Here is a 17773-nt window from a genome sequence, read left to right as displayed (position 1 = left end):
CATTGTCGCCTGACCTGTGTCAACCCGCGGCCGCCGGGTATCCCCTCCATCATGAGCGATACTGCCGTCGTCGTGGTCGACATGATGAACACCTATCAGCATCCCGATGCTGAAGAACTAATACCCAATGTCGCCAGCATCATCGACCCCCTGGCCGATTTGGTCCGGCGCGCACGCGAATCCGACGACGTGGACCTGGTCTACGTCAACGACAACTACGGCGATTTCGCGGCCCAGTTCTCCGACATCGTCAGCTCCGCGCTCGACGGCGCGCGCCCCGATCTGGTGAAGCCGATCGTGCCGGCCGGGGACTGTCGCGTGATGACCAAGGTCCGGCACAGCGCCTTCTATGCGACCGCGCTGGCCTACCTGCTGAACCGCCTGGAGACCAAGCGGTTGGTCATCGCCGGACAGGTCACCGAGCAGTGCATCCTCTACACCGCGCTCGACGCCTACGTGCGCCACTTTACCGTCGTGATTCCGACCGACGCGGTCGCCGGCATCGACGCCGAGCTGGCCGCGGCGGCGCTGAAGATGATGGAGAAGAACATGTCCGCGGAGCTCACCACCGCCGCGGAGTGCCTCGGTTAACCACCCCGTGGCCGTACGCTGGACGGGGTGACCACCCCCCGCGCAGAATCGCCGGAGTTGGTCGCGTTGCTGGCCGGCCGCCGGATGGCGGTGCTGACGGGGGCGGGCCTGTCCACCGACTCCGGCATTCCCGACTACCGGGGGCCTGATTCCCCGCCCAGCAATCCCATGACGATCCGCCAGTTCACCTCGGATCCGGTGTTCCGGCAGCGGTACTGGGCGCGCAACCACGTCGGCTGGCGGCACATGGATGACACCATGCCCAACGCCGGTCACCGGGCGTTGGCCGCGCTCGAGCGCGCTTCGGTGGTGACCGGGGTGATCACCCAGAACGTCGACCTGCTGCACACCAAGGCCGGCAGCGAGAACGTCGTCAATCTCCACGGCACTTACGCGCGGGTGGTCTGCCTGGACTGCGGATACACCATGAGCCGCGCCGCGCTGGCCGAACAACTGGAAGCGCTCAACCCGGGATTCGTCGAGCGCGCCGAAGCGGTCGGCGGCCTCGCGGTGGCCCCCGACGCCGACGCCGTCGTCGCCGATACCACGTCATTCCGCTATCTGGACTGCCCGCGCTGTGGCGGAATGCTCAAGCCGGACATCGTCTACTTCGGCGAAAGTGTCGCCAAAGAGGTTGTCGACCAAGCATATTCACTGGTAGACGAGGCCGATGCACTGCTGGTCGCCGGCTCGTCGCTGACGGTGTTCTCTGGCTACCGCTTCGTGCGTCACGCCGCCGCGCTGGGCAGGCCCATCGCCATCATCAACCGGGGCCGCACCCGCGGGGATGACCTGGCCAACGTCAAGGTCGACGGCGGCTGCTCGGAGCTGCTGACGCTGCTGGCTGACGAGTTATCGCCGATAGCAGCGGGTTAGAACGTGCACGGCATGCTGCGCACGGCGTGAATGAAGTTGCCCGCAACGTAGGTGGGCTCACCCGCCTCAATGTCGGGCAGCTGCCGCAACAATTCGCCGAAGATGGCCCGCAGCTGCGCCCGGGCCACATGCGCGCCGAGACAGAAGTGCACCCCGCCGCCGCCGAAGCCGACGTGCGGGTTGGGGTTGCGGCTCAGGTCGAAACGCTCCGGATGGTCGAAAGCCTCGGTGTCCCAGTTCCCGGACGGATAGAACATCACCACCTTCTCCCCCGCCCGGATGGTCTGGCCGCCCAGCTCGACATCCGTTGCCGCCGTGCGCCGGAAGGTCATCACCGGTGAGGCCCACCGGATGAACTCCTCGACCGCCATGGGAATCCGGTTGTCGAAATCCTCGAGGAGCCAGGCGCGCTGATCGGGAAACTCCGTGAGCGCCTTCATCGCATGGCTGGTGGTCTGGCGGGTGGTGTCGTTGGCGGCCACGGCGAGCAGCACGAAGAACGCCGCCACGTCGGCGTCGGAAAGCCTGTCGCCGTCCACCTCCGCGTTCACCAGGCCGCTGAACAGGTCGTCGCCCGGCCGTTCGCGGCGGTCGGCGGCCAGCGCGCCGGCGACCTGGTGCAGATACATCTGATTCTCGACCAGGACCTCCAGCGGATTGCGCCCGTCGAGGTAAACGGGGTCGGCCCACGACACCAGCGCATCGGCGGCCCGCGCCACGCGCTCGCGCTCGGATTCTTCGATCCCCACCATGTCCGAGAGTGTGCGGATGGGCAGCTGCTTGGAACACTGCTCGACGAAATCGACGCCGCTGCCGGCGGCCCGGAGTTCTTCGACGATGGTCTTGGCGTTCGCCTTGATCGAGTCCTCGATGCGGCGGACCTGCCGCGGGGTGAACGCCGCGCTGACCAGCTTGCGCAGCTTGGTGTGCCGCGGTGGGTCCATCGCCAGGAAGGATTGCGACGCCTCGAGCAGTTCCACGGGAACGTTCTCGAAGATCACGCCTTTGCCGGACAGGAACGCCTCGTTGTTGCGGCTGACCGAGACGATGTCCGCACGCCGGGTTAGCGCCCAGTAGCCGGGATCGTCGGGATCGGACATCAGGGCGTCTTCGACCGGGGGGTGCCAGCTCACCGGGCGTTCGGCCCGCAGCACCGCGAATGAACGCTCGCGATCGGCCGCGGTGGTCGACCAAAACGCCCGCGAGGACAGGTCGATGGGGTCGTAGGCACGCCCGGGTTTCCCGGTCCCCGACATCCCGGTCATCACGGTCATTGGTGATCCCTCCGTTGCGTATGACGCCGGTCACAGACTCGCTTGCGACACTATTCCTAGACAGAGTGTCTAGTCAATACGTCAAACCACGTTCTATGCTGGGAAGATGCCATCGGTCACCCGGAAGCCGCAGGCCAACCGCGAACAGGAACGTCAGCAGCGGCGGGAGCACATCGAGCGCCGGCTGCTGGACGCCACCGAGCGGCTGATGCGCGACGGCGCCAGTTTCACCGAGCTCAGCGTGGACCGGCTGTCTGGCGCGGCCGGCATTTCCCGCGCGAGCTTCTACATCTACTTCGAGGACAAAGGGCACCTGCTGCGCCGACTCGCCAACCAGGTGTTCTCCGACCTCGCCGAAAGCGCGGATCGCTGGTGGAGCGTGGCCGGGCGGCACGATCCGGGCGACGTCCGCGCCGCGATGGACGGCATCATCGCCAGCTATCGGCGGCACCAACCGGTGCTGGTCGCGCTCAACGAGATGGCCGGCTATGACCCGCTGGTCGCGGCGACCTACCGCAACCTGTTGACCGCGGTCACCGGGCGGATGACCCGGGTCATCGAGGAGGGGCAGGCCGATGGCTCGATCCGGCCGCAATTGCCGGCGGCCACCACTGCCAACGCGCTGACCTGGATGGTCGAGCGGGCCTGTCAGCAGAACCTCCCGCTGAACCCGCACGACTACGACGCGGAACTGGCCGCCACGTTGACCGAGATCGTTTGGGGTGCACTGTATCTCACGGCCACCTCGGTGCGCTGATGCGCAGGCGACGTCGGTGGCCGTCTGTGACGGAGCCGACATAGTTAGCACACTAACTATTGCCGTACCATGTAAATATGGCGCCGCTGACCGCACCGGAGATCGACCCGCTCTCCCTCGAACAGCAGGTTTGCTTTGCGCTGAGCGTGACCAACCGCGCCGTTTTGGCGGTCTACCGGCCGCTGCTGGAGCCGTTGGGGCTGACCCACCCGCAGTACCTGGTGATGCTGACGCTCTGGGATCACCAGCGGGTAGCAAGGGAACAGCGAAACGCGCTGTCGGTCAAGGAGATCGCGGCCACGCTGCAGATGGATCCGGCCACGCTGTCGCCGATGCTCAAGCGCCTGGAGGCGCTCGGCCTCGTCACCCGTACGCGAAGCACCGTCGACGAGCGCTCAACTGATGTCAAACTCACCGACAGCGGCACAGCCTTGCGGCGCCGTGCGCTGAAGATTCCACCCGCCGTGATCGCGCGTCTGGGCGTCGACATCGCCGAACTTCAGCACCTGCACCAGGTGCTGACCCGCATCAACGCGGCCGCCTTGGCAGCGGGCGCCTTGCAGCAGTCCTGAACCCGCCGCCCAAAGGAGTCACTGTGACCGATCCCAAGACCCGCACCAAACCCAGCTTCTGGCAGCACATCGCCTACTCGTACGGTCGGTGCCTGCCCAGCTCGATGCGCGACTGGGTCGCCAACGATCTGGCGGGCAAGGGAGCCGTGCGCCGGCACATGATCCGCTGGGCCATCCCACCGCTGTTGGTTCTCGCGCCCTTCTGGCTGCTGCCCGCTTCGCTGTACGTGCACACCGAGATGACGGTGCCGCTCTACACCTGGGCCCTGCTGATCTCGCTTGCGTTGAACAAGGTCTGGCGTCGGCACCGGCTGGCGCAGCACGGGCTGAACCCGAACCTGGTCGACGTGCTCAAGAACAAGAAGCAAGCGAGGATGCATGAGGACTACGCCCTGCGTTACGGGCCGCGTCCCGAATCAGCGGCGTGGCAGGACAACAGCAACCCCTTCAGCTAGCCGCCTTAAACCGCCACCAGGTCGTCGGCATGCACCGCGGGCCTGCGCAACTCCCCCGGCAACTCGGAGGTCGACCGGCCGATCATGCTCGCGAGCTCGGTCGCGTCGTAGGCCACCACGCCACGGGCCACCATGGCCGCATCCGGGCCGCGCAGTTCGACGACGTCTCCGGCGTAGAACCGGCCCGACACCGCGGTGATGCCGGCGGCCAGCAACGAGCGACGCTGGGACACCACCGCACGCACCGCGCCCTCGTCCAGGGTCAGCGCGCCCGCCGCCTCGGCTGCATACCGCACCCAGAACCGGCGGGCCGACATCCGAACGGGCCGGGCGGCAAACACCGTGCCGACCGAGGCATCGGTCAGGGCGGTCGCGGCGTCGGCTGCGGCGGCCAGCAGGACCGGTACTCCCGCGTCGGCGGCCAGCGATGCCGACGACATCTTGGACACCATCCCCCCGGTACCGAGGTCGCTGCCCGGCCCGGCAACCACACCGGTCAGGTCCGCCGCGCCAGAGACTTCCGCAATGAAGCGGGCGCCCTGGGTTTTTCGGGGATCGGAGTCGTACAGACCGTCGATGTCGGAGAGCAGCACCAGGGCCTCGGCTCCGACCAGGTGAGCCACCAGCGCCGAAAGCCGATCGTTGTCGCCGAACCGAATCTCGTTGGTGGCCACCGTGTCGTTCTCGTTGACGATCGCCACCGCGTGCAGGGCCCGCAGCCGGTCCAGGGTGCGCTGGGCGTTCGTGTGCTGGGCCCGCATGGAGATATCGTGCGCGGTCAGCAGCACCTGCCCCACCGTGCGGTCATACCGCGCGAAGGCCGCACTCCACGCGTTCACCAGCGCGACCTGCCCGACGCTGGCCGCGGCCTGCTTGGTCGCCAAATCCTTGGGGCGACGGTTTAACCCGAGCGGTTCGATGCCGGCGGCGATCGCGCCCGAAGAGACGATGACGACGTCGGTGCCCGCCTTCATGCGCGTTTCGATGGCGTCGGCCAGCCCGGCCAGCCGACCCGCGTCGAACACCCCCGACGGTGTGGTCAGCGCGTTGGTCCCGACCTTGACCACCAGGCTGCGCGCGGTCCGGATGGCTTCACGGTGCGTGCTCACGACTCGTCACCGCGTTCGCGCCGCTGACGGCGGGCGGCCTTGCGCTCCGCGGCCCCGGTGCGTTCGCTGCGTTCCAGCCGCACATCGGTGCCTCTCCCAGACATCGCAACCTGTTGTCCCGCAGGCGTTTGCGGCTCCCAGTCGAATGTCATGTCCCCGATGGTCACGGCGCACCCGGGTTGCGCGCCCAGCCGCAGCAGTTCATCCTCGACACCCAACCGGGCCAGGCGGTCGGCGAGGTAGCCCACGGCTTCGTCATTGTCGAAGTTGGTCTGCCGGACCCAACGCTGGGGCCGCGCGCCCGTGACCACGAAGCCGCCCTCGCCGTCCGGCTCGACGGTGAAGCCGCTATCGTCGACGGGAACCGGCCGGATGACCGGCCGACGCGGCACCACCTGCGGGCGGGCGGCGTTGTATTCCGAGATCATCCGCCACAGCCCGAAGACCAACGGCTGCAGGCCTTCCCGCGATACCGTCGACACGAGGAACACCGGCCAGCCGCGTTCGGCGATGTCGTCGCGGACGAATTCGGCGAGTTCCCGCGCCTCGGGCACGTCGATCTTGTTGAGCACCACCGCCCGTGGCCGCTCGGCGAGATCGCCCAGGACCGAATCACCTTGCAGGGTGGGCGTATACGCGGCGAGTTCGGCTTCCAGCGCGTCGATGTCGGACATCGGGTCGCGGCCCGGCTCGGCGGTGGCGCAGTCGACGACGTGCACCAGCACCGCGCAGCGCTCGATGTGCCGAAGGAAATCCAGGCCCAGGCCACGGCCCTGCGCTGCGCCGGGAATCAGGCCCGGCACATCGGCGACGGTGAAGGTGTGCTCGCCCGCCGACACCACACCGAGGTTGGGCACCAGCGTCGTGAACGGGTAGTCCGCGATCTTCGGTTTGGCCGCCGAGATCGCCGACACCAGTGACGATTTCCCGGCCGAGGGAAAACCGATGAGGCCGGCATCGGCGACGGTCTTGAGCTCGAGCGTCAGGTCCCGGGCTTCGCCCTGCTCACCGAGCAGCGCGAAACCGGGGGCCTTGCGGGCCCGCGACGCGAGTGCGGCGTTGCCCAGGCCGCCACGGCCACCGGCCGCGGCTTCGAAGCGGGTGCCCGCACCCACCAGATCTGCCAGCAGCCGGCCGTTTTCGTCCAAGACCACGGTGCCGTCGGGAACCTTGACTTCCAAGTCCGCGCCGGCCGCACCGTCGCGGTTGTTGCCCATCCCCTGTTTGCCCGACGGCGCGGTGACGTGCGGATGGAAGTGGAAGTCCAGCAAGGTGTGGACCTGCGGGTCGACGACGAACACGATGCTGCCGCCGCGGCCGCCATTGCCGCCGTCGGGGCCGCCCAGCGGCTTGAATTTCTCGCGATGGACCGACGCGCAGCCGTTACCGCCGGAACCCGCGCGCGCATGGATGACGACCCGATCGACAAATCGAGGCATCGAATACCAGCCCTTCGAATGTCACGCCAGGGCGAATACCTCGCGAAGCCGCCGAAACGTTCCCCGCACGGGGGCGGTGCCCCCGGCTCGTGAGGCCTAGACCTGGGGCGTGATGCTGACGGTTTTGCGGCCGCGCTTGATGCCGAACTCGACGGCTCCGGCGGCCTTGGCGAACAACGTGTCGTCACCGCCACGCCCGACGTTCAGGCCGGGGTGGAACTTGGTGCCACGCTGGCGAACGATGATCTCGCCCGCCTTGACGATCTGGCCGCCGAACCGCTTCACGCCGAGCCGCTGAGCGGCGGAATCCCGGCCGTTGCGCGAGCTGGAAGCGCCCTTCTTGTGTGCCATGTCTGTCGCCTCCCGCTACTTGATTCCGGTGACCTTCAGGACCGTCAGCTGCTGACGGTGCCCCTGACGCTTGTGGTAGCCGGTCTTGTTCCTGAACTTGTGGATACGGATCTTCGGGCCCTTGGTGTGCTCGAGCACCTCGCCGGTCACCGCCACCTTCGCCAGCGCGGCGGCGTCGGTGGTCACCTTCGCGCCGTCCACGACCAGGGTGACGGGGAGCGACACGTTCGCGCCCGGGTCGGAGTCGAGCTTCTCGACCTTGACCACGTCCCCGACGGCGACCTTGTACTGCTTGCCGCCCGTCTTGACGATTGCGTAGGTCGCCATCGTTGCTCCTGCCTTCTTTCCTGTGCTCAGCCGCTCTTCGGCTCTTCGCGTGCGAGCCACCGGCGGTGCGCTCGGACAAAGCTAAGTGGGTCTGGGTTGCGGGTCTGCGCCGGCTGCCCGGGAGTCCCGCTGTCGCCGGCCAAAGTCCACCCGGCCTGACGACAACTGTCCTAGGGTACTTGACCAGCGGCTACAGGGTCAAACTGGTCCAGATCAGTCCGCGTGGATGGGCGGGCCCGCCGGTCTGCCTGCCGCGCGGCGCCGCCGCGGACGTTCGAAGCCCGGTCCGCCGTTGACGGACCCGTCGGAATCCTCGTCGGAATCGGAGTCATCGGAGTCGGAGTCGTCCTCGACGTCCAGGTCGTCGTCCATCTCGAGGTCCTCGTCGTCCTCGCCGAGGTCGTCCTCGTCGTCGAGATCCTCGTCGTCGTCGTCGTCGAGATCGTCCTCAGAGTCGTCGGTGTCTTCGTCGGTGTCTTCGTCGGTGTCTTCGAAGTCCTCTTGGTCGGTGTCCTCCACGTCGGCCACGCCCCGCTGCTTGCGCTCGTCGAGCTCGTCGGTCGCTTCCTCGGCGGACTCGTCTGACTCGTCGTCGTCACGGTCGGCCTGCGCGGACCCGCCGGCGGCCATCGCCTTGAACATCGGGTGCTCGCCGGGAGCATGAGCCGGCACCTTGGCCACCACCGGCTCCTCGGTCCCTTTCTTCTTGGAGCGCCTGCCGCGGCGACCACCGGACTCCGACTTGCGTCCGTTCGAGGGGGCCGAATCCACCGGGTCGGCGTGCAGCACGATCCCCCGGCCGCCGCAGTGGGTGCACGACGTCGAGAAGGCCTCGATCAGCCCGGTACCCAACCGCTTGCGGGTCAGCTGGACCAGACCCAGCGACGTCACCTCGGACACCTGATGGCGGGTGCGGTCGCGCGCCAGCGCCTCGGTGAGCCGCCGCAACACCAAGTCGCGGTTGGACTCGAGGACCATGTCGATGAAGTCGATGACCACGATGCCGCCGATGTCACGCAGCCGGAGTTGGCGGACGATCTCCTCGGCCGCCTCCAGGTTGTTCTTGGTGACCGTCTGCTCGAGGTTGCCGCCGGACCCGGTGAACTTGCCGGTGTTGACATCGACCACCGTCATGGCCTCGGTCCGGTCGATCACCAGCGTGCCGCCCGAGGGCAGCCAGACCTTGCGCTCCATCGCCTTGGCGAGTTGCTCGTCGATGCGATGCACCGCGAAGACGTCGGGCCCCGGCTGACCGTCGGCGCCGCTGGGCGGTTCGTACTTGTTCAGCTTCGAAACCAGGTCGGGCGCAACGGAATTCACATAGTCGGTGATCGTCGTCCACGCCTCGTCGCCGGAGACGATGAGGCCGGCGAAGTCCTCGTTGAACAGGTCACGGATGACCTTGACCAGCACGTCGGGCTCTTCATAGAGCACGACGGCCGCGCCGGCGGCCTTCTCGGTGATCTCGCCCGCCTTGGCCTCGATTTGCTTCCAGCGCTCCTGCAGCCGGGTGACGTCGTTGCGGATGTCGTCTTCTTTGACACCCTCGGATGCGGTGCGGATGATCACCCCGGCATCGGACGGCACCACTTCGCGCAGGATTTCTTTCAGCCGCTGCCGTTCGGTATCCGGCAGCTTGCGGCTGATCCCGGTCGACGACGCGCCCGGCACGTAGACCAGGTAGCGGCCGGCCAGCGATACCTGGGTGGTCAGCCGGGCGCCCTTGTGCCCGACTGGGTCCTTGCTCACCTGGACCACGACGTAATCGCCCGGTTTGAGCGCCTGTTCGATCTTGCGGTCGGACCCGCCCAGGCCGGCGGCTTCCCAGTTGACCTCGCCGGCGTAGAGCACGCCGTTGCGGCCGCGGCCGATGTCGACGAACGCCGCCTCCATCGACGGCAGGACGTTTTGCACGATCCCGAGGTAGATGTTGCCCACCAGCGAGGCGGACGCGGCCGAGGTCACGAAGTGCTCGACCACGATGCCGTCCTCCAGCACGGCGATCTGGGTGTAGCGCGCCCCCTGATGCGGCGGCTCGGTGCGGACCCTGTCGCGCACGACCATGATTCGTTCGACGGCCTCGCGACGCGCCAGGAACTCCGCTTCGCTCAGTACCGGCGGACGACGCCGCCCGGCGTCGCGGCCGTCACGGCGCCGTTGGCGCTTGGCCTCCAGCCGGGTGGAGCCGTCGATGCCCTTGATCTCGGCGTTTGACGAGCCATTTCCGCCATTGCCGCCGTTCTTCCCGCTGCGGGGCGGCCGCTCGTGCACCACCGTGTTGGGCGGGTCGTCGGAAGATGCGTTTTCATCACCGTCGTCGCCCGAGCCCGACTTGCGTCGCCGGCGCCTGCGGCGGCGGCGGTTGCCGCCCTCCGCCGAACCGTCATCGCCGGTGTCGGAGTCATCGGAGTCGTCGTCTTCGCCGTCGTCGTCCTCGGCGTCGGAGGAGTCGCCCTCTCCCGCCTTCTGGCCCCGTTGTTGCGGCTCGTCGTCGTCGCCCGAGTCGTTCTGGTTGTCGGGTCCGCCCTGCTCACCCCGGCCGCGGCCGCGCCCGCGTCGGCCCCGTCGGCGCCGCCGGTTGGCCGGTCGATCGGCCTGCTCGTCGTCTTCGTCGTCGGCGTCGGAATCATCGGAGTCGGTGTCGTCGTCGGCGTTGCCGTCGTCTTCCTCCGCCTGTACCGGCTGCGGCGCGACGAACAGCGGCATGTAGTGCGGCCGCTCGACCGCCGTCTCGAGCATCAGCCGGGATTCGGGTTCCCCGGCCGCGGCGGCGTTCTCGCCGCCGGCTCCGGCGTCCGCGGCGCCCTCATCGGGCTGGGCAGCCAGCAGATCGCGTACCCGTACCGCGTCATCACGGTCCACGGTGGAGTGCGCGCTGCGTATCCGTCCGTCGAGGGCGCTGAGCGCATCCAGCACTCGCTTACTGGTCGTCCCCAGCGTTCGGGCGAGCGAATGGACTCTCAGGCGGTCCGGCAGTTCGTCGTGCCGAGTCGGCTCTTCGGATGACTCTGCGGATGGTGCACCGTCTACCACGTATTCTCCTCAAGCCCCCGGGCGCGTCCTTGCGACGCGGCCACGCGAGGGCTTCGCTATGGGCCCGGCTAACTTCCCCCGGGCTTGTGATGGTCTCGCCCCGAGCGGTTCGCGGGGAATGCACTCGGCGCCGTGCTGAATGATGGCCTGACATGCCGCGCACCAACGCCGGGGTGGCGATGATCGCGCTTGTCTAAGTCTTCATTCGGGTGTCCGAAGCCGGTCCGGCGACGTTCACCCTCCGTCAGTATCCCACATCACTCGGCGAGCCCCACCAACCCGTGAGCCAACGGGCCGTCAGCGGCGCGGCGCGGCCCCGTTAACCGGGGCGCTACGCGTCGGGAAACCAGAGCGCGATCTCGCGCTTTGCGGAGTCGGTCGAATCGGACCCATGCACGAGGTTGAACTGCGTCTCCAGCCCGAAATCGCCCCGGATCGTGCCGGGTGTGGCCTTCTCCACCGGGTCGGTTCCGCCCGCGAGCTGCCGAAACGCAGCGATCGCCCGCGGTCCCTCGACGATTGCCGCCACCACCGGACCCGAGGTGATGAACTCCAGCAGCGAGCCGAAAAACGGCTTGCCCTCGTGCTCGGCGTAATGCTCGGCGGCCAGGTCTTCGCTGACGCGCCGAAGCTCCAGCGCAGCGATGCTCAGGCCCTTCCGCTCGATGCGGCCGATGATTTCCCCGACCAGCTGCCGCTGGACGCCGTCTGGCTTGATCAGTACCAGGGTCCGTTCGGTCACGGCGCACAGCGTACAGAACCGGGCGGCGATCGGTCGGGCGGCGAGTGCGGCGGGGTCCTCTGGGGGCCGCCCCTACCGCTGGCGGCGTTGCACCTCGGCCCGGAAGTACGCGATCAGAGCCCACAATCCCGTGAACAGCACCCCGATGATCCCCACGCCGGGATACACCGCAAAGCCGGCAAGCAGGAGGACTTGGACGCCCAGGTTCACCCAAATGGCCCAGGGTTTGCGCTGCACCCCGCCCAGCAGGATGAGCAGCGCGGCCACCCCGATCAGATAACCCAGCGACACCGGCGTCAGTCCACCGCCGACGGCGCTGACCACCGGAATCGCCAGCAGCACCACGATCGCTTCCAGGAGCAGCGTCGCGGCCATCACCGCGCCGAAGCTCTTCCAGGGGTCCGCCCGGTTCTGGTCGGTCATTCCGGATCCCGACCGAACAGGGTCCGCGCCGCCCCGGCGGTGACGACCGAGCCCGTGATGACGATTCCCGCGCCGGAGAAGGCTTCGGGTTCTCCGTCCACCGTCGCGTCGTCGACCAGGGCGGTCGCGGCGTCGATGGCGTCGCGCAGGTTCTCGGCGGAAAACACCCGATCGGGCCCGAACCGCTCCCCCGCCGCCAGCGCCAGCGACTCGACGTCCAGTGCCCGCGGCGACCCGTTGTGGGTCACGACGACGGCATCGAGGACCGGCTCGAGCGCCCCGAGGATGCCGTTCACGTCCTTGTCGGCCAGCACGCTGAGCACGCCGACCAGGTAGCGGAAGTCGAATTCGTCGCTCAGGGTCTGCGCCAGCGCGGCCGCACCGGCCGGGTTGTGGGCGGCGTCGATGAAAACGGTCGGCGCGCTGCGCATGCGTTCCAGCCGGCCGGGGCTGGTGACCGCGGCGAACCCGGCCCGCACCGCCTCGACGTCGAGTTGCCGCTGCGCCCCGGCGCCGAAGAACGCTTCCACCGCCGCGAGTGCGACCGCGGCGTTGTGCGCCTGGTGTTCGCCGTGTAGCGGAAGGTAGATGTCGGAATACACCCCGCCGAGGCCCTGCAGCCGCAGCACCTGCCCGCCGATCGCGACCCGACGCTCCAAAACCGCGAACTCCGAATCTTCGCGGGCCACCGCGGCGTCGGCCCGCACGGTCTGGGCCAGCAGCACTTCCATCGCTTCGGGCGCCTGGCGCGCGATGACGGCGACGGTGTCGGGTGCGCCGTCGGAAGCCTTCGTGATGATGCCGGCCTTCTCGGCGGCGATGCCGGCGAGGTCGTCACCGAGGTATTCGACGTGGTCGATGCCGACCGGGGTGATGACCGCCACCGGGGCGTTGATGACGTTGGTGGCGTCCCACCGCCCGCCCATGCCGACCTCGATGACCGCGACGTCGACGGGCGCGTCGGCGAACGCGGCGAACGCCATGGCGGTCAGCACCTCGAACTTGCTCATCGCCGGGCCGCCGGCGGCGTTCGATTGCGCGTCGATCATCTGCACGAAGGGCTCGATCTCTCGATACGTCGCGACGTACTGCGCCGGGGTGATCGGACGACCGTCGATCGCGATCCGCTCAACCGCCGACTGCAGGTGCGGGCTGGTGGTTCGCCCGGTACGACCGTGCAGCGCGGTGACCAGCGCGTCGACCATGCGCGCCACCGAGGTCTTGCCGTTGGTGCCCGCGATGTGGATCGAGGGATAGGCCAGTTGCGGTGAGCCCAGCAAGTCCATCAGCGCGCTGATCCGGGTCAGGCTCGGCTCGATCTTCGTCTCCGGCCAGCGTTGGTCCAGCAGGTGTTCGACCTGCAGGAGGGAGGCGATCTCGTCCGGCGTGGGAGCCAGGCTGGTGGCCTCGCCGGGCTCGGACCAGTCGGAGGGCTCGCTCACTGCAACCCGGCCAGCCGCGCGTTAATCCGGTCGGTCTCCTCCTGCGCCACGCGCTGGCGGTCGCGGATCTTGTCGACGACCTTCTGCGGGGCCTTGGCCAGAAAGTCTTCGTTGGCCAATTTGGCTGTGGTCGAGGCCAATTCCTTCTGCGCCGCGGCGAGGTCTTTCTCCAGGCGGCGGCGCTCGGCGGCGACATCGATGGTGCCCGAGGTGTCGAGCTCGACGACGACCGTGCTGTTCATGCCGGGACCGAGCCGCACCTCCAGCGACACCGACGGCTCGAACGCATCGCCCGGCGCGGTGAGCCAGGCCAGCGATGTCACCGCGGCCACCTGGGTGCTCAAATCGGCGCTGTCCATGCCGCCCAGCCGGGCCGGCACTTTCTGCCGATCGGCCAGGCCTTGATCGCTGCGGAACCGGCGGACCTCGGTGACCAGCCTTTGCATGTCGCTGATCCGTTGCAGGGCAACCGGATCCAGGTCGATACCCGACGACCCCGGCCAGTCGGCGATCACCAGCGACTCCTGGTTGGTCAGGGCTTGCCACAACGCCTCGGTGAGGAACGGGATGACCGGGTGCAGCAACCGCAGCAGCGTGTCCAGCACAGCGGCCAGCACCGCGGTGGTCTGTGCGTTCCCCTCGGCCAGCTGGGTTTTGGCCAATTCGACGTACCAGTCGCAGAATTCGTCCCACGCGAAGTGGTAGAGCGCCTCGCAGGCGCGACTGAACTCATAACCGTCCAGGGCCGAATCGACCTCGGCGCGAACCTCTTCCAGCCGTCCCAGGATCCAGCGGTCGGCATCGGTCAGCTCGTCCTGCGCGGGCAACGGTGCGACGTGCGCACCATTTAGCAACGCGTAGCGGGTCGCGTTGAAGAGCTTGGTACAGAAATTCCGCGACGCCCGGACGGCGTCCTCGCCGACGGCCAGGTCGCCGCCGGGGCTGGCGCCGCGGGCCAGCGTGAACCTCAGCGCGTCCGCCCCGAACGTGTCCAGCCAGTCGAGTGGGTCGATGACGTTGCCCTTGGACTTGCTCATCTTGCGGCCGAATTCGTCACGGATCAGCCCATGCAGGAACACATCGGTGAACGGCACCTGTGGGCCGCGGCGACCGTCGAGCGTGATGGTGTCGTCGCCGCCGACGAAGGTGCCGAACATCATCATGCGGGCCACCCAGAAGAACAGGATGTCGTATCCGGTGACCAAGACGCTTGTCGGATAGAACTTTTCCAGCTCGGGGGTCTGCTCCGGCCAGCCCAGCGTGGAGAACGGCCACAGGGCCGAGGAGAACCAGGTGTCCAGCACGTCGGGGTCTTGCTCCCAGCCCTCCGGCGGTGTCTCGTCAGCGCCGACGCACACCTGCTCCCCGTTGGGCCCGTACCAGATCGGGATGCGATGGCCCCACCACAGCTGCCGCGAGATGCACCAGTCATGCATGTCGTCGACCCAGGCGAACCAGCGTGGCTCCAGGCTGGCGGGATGAATCACGGTGTCCCCGTTGCGAACCGCATCGCCGGCGGCTTTGGCCAGCGATTCCACGCGCACCCACCATTGCAGTGACAGCCGCGGCTCGATCGGCTCACCGCTGCGTTCAGAATGCCCGACGCTGTGCAGGTATGGACGCTTCTCCGCGACGACACGGCCTTCGGCGGCCAGCGCTTTGCGCACCGCGACCCGGGCCTCGAATCGGTCCATGCCGTCGAATTGCGTTCCGGTATCGGCGATCCGGCCCTTGGTGTCCATGATCGAGAGCATCGGCAGTTGGTGCCGCAGGCCGATTTCGAAGTCGTTCGGATCGTGGGCGGGCGTGACTTTGACCGCGCCAGTGCCGAATTCGGGGTCCACGTGTTCGTCGGCGACGATGAGGAGCTGCCGGTCGACGAAGGGGTGGGGCAGGGTTGTGCCGACCAGATGCCGGTACCGCTCGTCCTCGGGATGGACCGCGATGGCGGTGTCGCCGAGCATCGTCTCGACCCGCGTGGTCGCGACCACAATGTGGGGTTGCGAGTCGTCGAGGGAGCCGTAGCGGAACGACACCAGCTCACCCTCGACCTCTTCGTAGTTGACTTCGATATCGGAGAGCGCGGTTTCGAGCACGGGCGACCAATTGACCAGCCGCTTGGCGCGGTAGATCAAGCCGGCGTCGTAGAGCCGCTTGAAGATGGTGCGCACCGCCCGCGACAGGCCCTCGTCCATGGTGAACCGGTCGCGGCTCCAGGCCACCCCGTCGCCGAGCCGGCGCATCTGGCCGCTGATCGCACCCCCGGACTCGCGCTTCCAATCCCAGACCTTTTCGACGAACAGCTCGCGGCCGAAGTCCTCTTTGGTCTTGCCGTCGACCGCAAGCTGCTTTTCCACCACGCTCTGCGTCGCGATGCCGGCGTGGTCCATGCCCGGCTGCCACAGCACCTCATAGCCCTGCATCCGTTTGCGACGGGTCAGGGCGTCCATCATGGTGTGTTCCAGCGCGTGGCCCATGTGCAGGCTGCCGGTCACGTTCGGCGGCGGCAGCACGATCGAGTAGCCGGGTTTGGCACTCGTCGGGTCGGCCTCGAAGTAGCCCGCGTCGAGCCACTTCTGGTAGATCGCGCTTTCGGCGGCAGCGGGATCCCACGACTTGGGCAGGTCGGTGGCGGGGCTGCGGCTGGCGGTCACCCGTCAATTCTAGGGAGCGCCGTTCACCAGGATGTAAGTGCCCAAATCGCCGGTGAGTCAGCTCACTATGGCAGTCGGTCCACGTGCAGCGTCACACCCGCGGTTGGGAACCTGGCCAGCAGCGCGTCGCCCATGGTGGCCGCGGGAGTGAGGACACCGCGCAGATCGGTGAGCTTGTCACGGTCGAATGCCAGCGCGAGGCCGCACTCGCCCAACAGCACAGAGGTCGCCTTGTAGCCGGGGTCTCCGCGCTGCTCCATGCGCGCCACGTATCGCGCGCCGCTGGTTGTGGTGGTGTAGGTCTCGACGCGGTAGTGACCGCGCTCGCGGACCGCCGCGCTGGGTCCGGTGCCGGGCTTCGGGATGACGCGTTCCACCAGGCGGCGAGGCAACAACTTGAAGTAGCGGCTGCCCAGCTCCATGCTCGCGTTGCCCACGCCGCTCAAGACGGCGGATCCCACCGGCGCCAGGGGCGATGACCCCAGGCTCATGCTCTCGGTGTAACGGAACCGCCGGCCGTAGGCCCAGTCCAGTAACGCGTTGCTGCGCCGGACGATTCGGGTGTTGGCCGGCGCCATCATGAATCCGCCGGTCCACAGACCAGCCAGTTCGGGTGCGATGTCGCGACCACGACGCCACGGTAAATCGGGCTGGCGGCCTAACTCCGGTTCGGCGGCGCGATCGTTGCTCAGGGTGTAGGGGTCGGCCAGTTGGCGACGGATATCGGGATCCCCGGAGGCGGCGTCGAGGACTTCCAGCAGCGAGGCGATGGTGCCGCCGGACAGTCCACCGGAGAGGGAGCGCACGACGAAATCGGTCTGGGCCAGCTCACCCACGCCGTCGTCGCGCGCCGCAAGGTACAGCGCATACACCGTGAGATCCGAGGGGACCGAATCGAATCCGCACGCGTGCACGATGCGGGCGCCGGTGTCGGCGGCCTGCTTGTGGTACTGGTCGATGCTGTTGCGGATGAAGGGCGGTTCGCCGGTCAGGTCGGCGTAGTCGGTGCCCGCCGCGGCGCAGGCGGCCACCAGCGGCAGCCCGTAGCGGGTGTAGGGCCCGACCGTGGTGATCACGACCTGGGTGCGGGCCGCCATCGCGTTCAGCGTCGACGGCGACGATGCGTCGGCGGCGACCAGCGGCCAGGATTGCGCCGTTTCGCCCAGCGTGTCGCGGACGGCCCGCAGCCGCTCGGTTGACCTGCCGGCCAGCGCCACCCGTGTGCCCGGACCCGTTCGTGCCAGGTATTCGGCGGTCAACTTCCCGACGAAGCCGGTCGCCCCGTACAACACGATGTCGAATTCGCGCGGCGTTGCGGTCACCGGCCCGACGCTACCGGACCCGCCAATAAGTAATGCCGGGCCCAAAGCCCGGCATTACTTATTGGTGCGTTGGTCAGCCGCGACGCCCGCAGACCGGCCACGCGCCGATGCCCTGCGAGTGCAGCACGTTCTCGGCCACCCGGATCTGCTCCTCACGGCTGGCACCGGAGGGGGAACCCGACCCGCCGTTGGCGTGCCAGGTGCTCGGGGTGAACTGCAGGCCGCCGGCGAAGCCGTTACCGGTGCTGATCGACCAGTTGCCGCCCGACTCGCACTGCGCGATGGCGTCCCAGTTCACGCTGTACGCGTGGACCGGAGGAGGCGGCGGGGCCTCCGGGCCCGGAGGCGGCGGCAGGTTCGGGTCGAAACCCGCGGGTGCCGGCGGCGGGGCGTCGGGTGCCGGGGG

The 17773-nt window shown here is 68.2% G+C and carries 17 protein-coding genes; 5 read left to right on the top strand and 12 right to left on the bottom strand.

Annotated elements, in window-relative coordinates; all coding sequences use genetic code 11:
- Nucleotides 1-51 precede the first annotated feature (51 nt).
- Nucleotides 52-591, top strand: a complete 540-nt coding sequence (locus A5756_RS12795) for a cysteine hydrolase family protein (RefSeq protein ID WP_066952731.1) — start codon at nucleotides 52-54, stop codon at nucleotides 589-591.
- Nucleotides 592-618: 27 nt separating this feature from the next.
- The gene (locus A5756_RS12790) at nucleotides 619-1467 is read left to right on the top strand and encodes an NAD-dependent deacetylase (protein ID WP_066952729.1); all 849 of its coding nucleotides are present in this window, start codon (nucleotides 619-621) and stop codon (nucleotides 1465-1467) included.
- Here the strand turns inward: A5756_RS12790 and A5756_RS12785 are convergent.
- Complete coding sequence (locus A5756_RS12785; RefSeq protein ID WP_066952727.1) at nucleotides 1464-2741, bottom strand: cytochrome P450; 1278 nt, start codon at nucleotides 2739-2741, stop codon at nucleotides 1464-1466. The two genes, A5756_RS12790 and A5756_RS12785, sit on opposite strands and share 4 nt — an antisense overlap.
- A 106-nt stretch (nucleotides 2742-2847) precedes the next feature.
- Between A5756_RS12785 and A5756_RS12780 the strand changes: the two genes are divergently transcribed.
- From A5756_RS12780 to A5756_RS12770, 3 genes are all read left to right on the top strand, one after another.
- Nucleotides 2848-3498 carry a TetR/AcrR family transcriptional regulator gene (locus A5756_RS12780; RefSeq protein WP_066952725.1) on the top strand — a complete coding sequence of 217 codons (651 nt, stop codon included), beginning with the start codon at nucleotides 2848-2850 and terminating at the stop codon, nucleotides 3496-3498.
- 77 nt (nucleotides 3499-3575) lie between these two features.
- Complete coding sequence (locus A5756_RS12775; RefSeq protein WP_066952723.1) at nucleotides 3576-4070, top strand: MarR family winged helix-turn-helix transcriptional regulator; 495 nt, start codon at nucleotides 3576-3578, stop codon at nucleotides 4068-4070.
- Between the two features lie 23 nt (nucleotides 4071-4093).
- Nucleotides 4094-4525, top strand: a complete 432-nt coding sequence (locus tag A5756_RS12770) for a DUF5313 domain-containing protein (protein WP_066952722.1) — start codon at nucleotides 4094-4096, stop codon at nucleotides 4523-4525.
- Between the two features lie 5 nt (nucleotides 4526-4530).
- Here A5756_RS12770 and proB read toward each other — a convergent pair whose 3' ends face one another.
- From proB to A5756_RS12715, 11 genes are all read right to left on the bottom strand, one after another.
- Entirely contained in the window at nucleotides 4531-5634 is a 1104-nt protein-coding gene (gene proB / locus A5756_RS12765) for a glutamate 5-kinase (protein ID WP_066952720.1), read from the bottom strand.
- On the bottom strand, nucleotides 5631-7073 hold the full coding sequence (obgE, locus tag A5756_RS12760; protein WP_066952719.1) for a GTPase ObgE: 1443 nt from the start codon (nucleotides 7071-7073) through the stop codon (nucleotides 5631-5633). Before obgE ends, proB begins: the two co-directional genes overlap by 4 nt.
- 96 nt (nucleotides 7074-7169) lie before the next feature.
- Nucleotides 7170-7424, bottom strand: a complete 255-nt coding sequence (rpmA, locus tag A5756_RS12755) for a 50S ribosomal protein L27 (protein ID WP_046186480.1) — start codon at nucleotides 7422-7424, stop codon at nucleotides 7170-7172.
- 15 nt (nucleotides 7425-7439) lie between these two features.
- Complete coding sequence (gene rplU, locus A5756_RS12750) at nucleotides 7440-7751, bottom strand: 50S ribosomal protein L21 (RefSeq protein WP_007169506.1); 312 nt, start codon at nucleotides 7749-7751, stop codon at nucleotides 7440-7442.
- Nucleotides 7752-7964: 213 nt separating this feature from the next.
- On the bottom strand, nucleotides 7965-10784 hold the full coding sequence (locus tag A5756_RS12745) for an Rne/Rng family ribonuclease (RefSeq protein WP_066952717.1): 2820 nt from the start codon (nucleotides 10782-10784) through the stop codon (nucleotides 7965-7967).
- 331 nt (nucleotides 10785-11115) lie between these two features.
- Complete coding sequence (gene ndk, locus A5756_RS12740) at nucleotides 11116-11526, bottom strand: nucleoside-diphosphate kinase (RefSeq protein ID WP_066952715.1); 411 nt, start codon at nucleotides 11524-11526, stop codon at nucleotides 11116-11118.
- A 72-nt stretch (nucleotides 11527-11598) separates the two neighbouring features.
- Complete coding sequence (locus A5756_RS12735) at nucleotides 11599-11949, bottom strand: DUF4233 domain-containing protein (protein WP_066952713.1); 351 nt, start codon at nucleotides 11947-11949, stop codon at nucleotides 11599-11601.
- Complete coding sequence (locus tag A5756_RS12730) at nucleotides 11946-13391, bottom strand: folylpolyglutamate synthase/dihydrofolate synthase family protein (protein WP_066952711.1); 1446 nt, start codon at nucleotides 13389-13391, stop codon at nucleotides 11946-11948. The genes A5756_RS12735 and A5756_RS12730 overlap by 4 nt, the downstream gene beginning before the upstream one ends.
- Nucleotides 13388-16045: a valine--tRNA ligase gene (locus tag A5756_RS12725; RefSeq protein WP_066952709.1), complete on the bottom strand. Its 2658-nt coding sequence runs from the start codon at nucleotides 16043-16045 to the stop codon at nucleotides 13388-13390. Before A5756_RS12725 ends, A5756_RS12730 begins: the two co-directional genes overlap by 4 nt.
- A gap of 65 nt (nucleotides 16046-16110) precedes the next feature.
- The gene (locus tag A5756_RS12720; RefSeq protein ID WP_066952707.1) at nucleotides 16111-17367 is read right to left on the bottom strand and encodes a trans-acting enoyl reductase family protein; all 1257 of its coding nucleotides are present in this window, start codon (nucleotides 17365-17367) and stop codon (nucleotides 16111-16113) included.
- A gap of 73 nt (nucleotides 17368-17440) precedes the next feature.
- The coding region (locus tag A5756_RS12715; RefSeq protein WP_231989142.1) for a transglycosylase family protein at nucleotides 17441-17773 on the bottom strand (333 nt) is incomplete at its 5' end.

This window comes from Mycobacterium sp. 852002-53434_SCH5985345 (assembly GCF_001667155.1).
Taxonomy (GTDB): Bacteria; Actinomycetota; Actinomycetes; order Mycobacteriales; family Mycobacteriaceae; genus Mycobacterium.
Note: the sequence above shows the minus strand (reverse complement) of the source record. Positions and strands in the feature narration are given on the sequence as shown.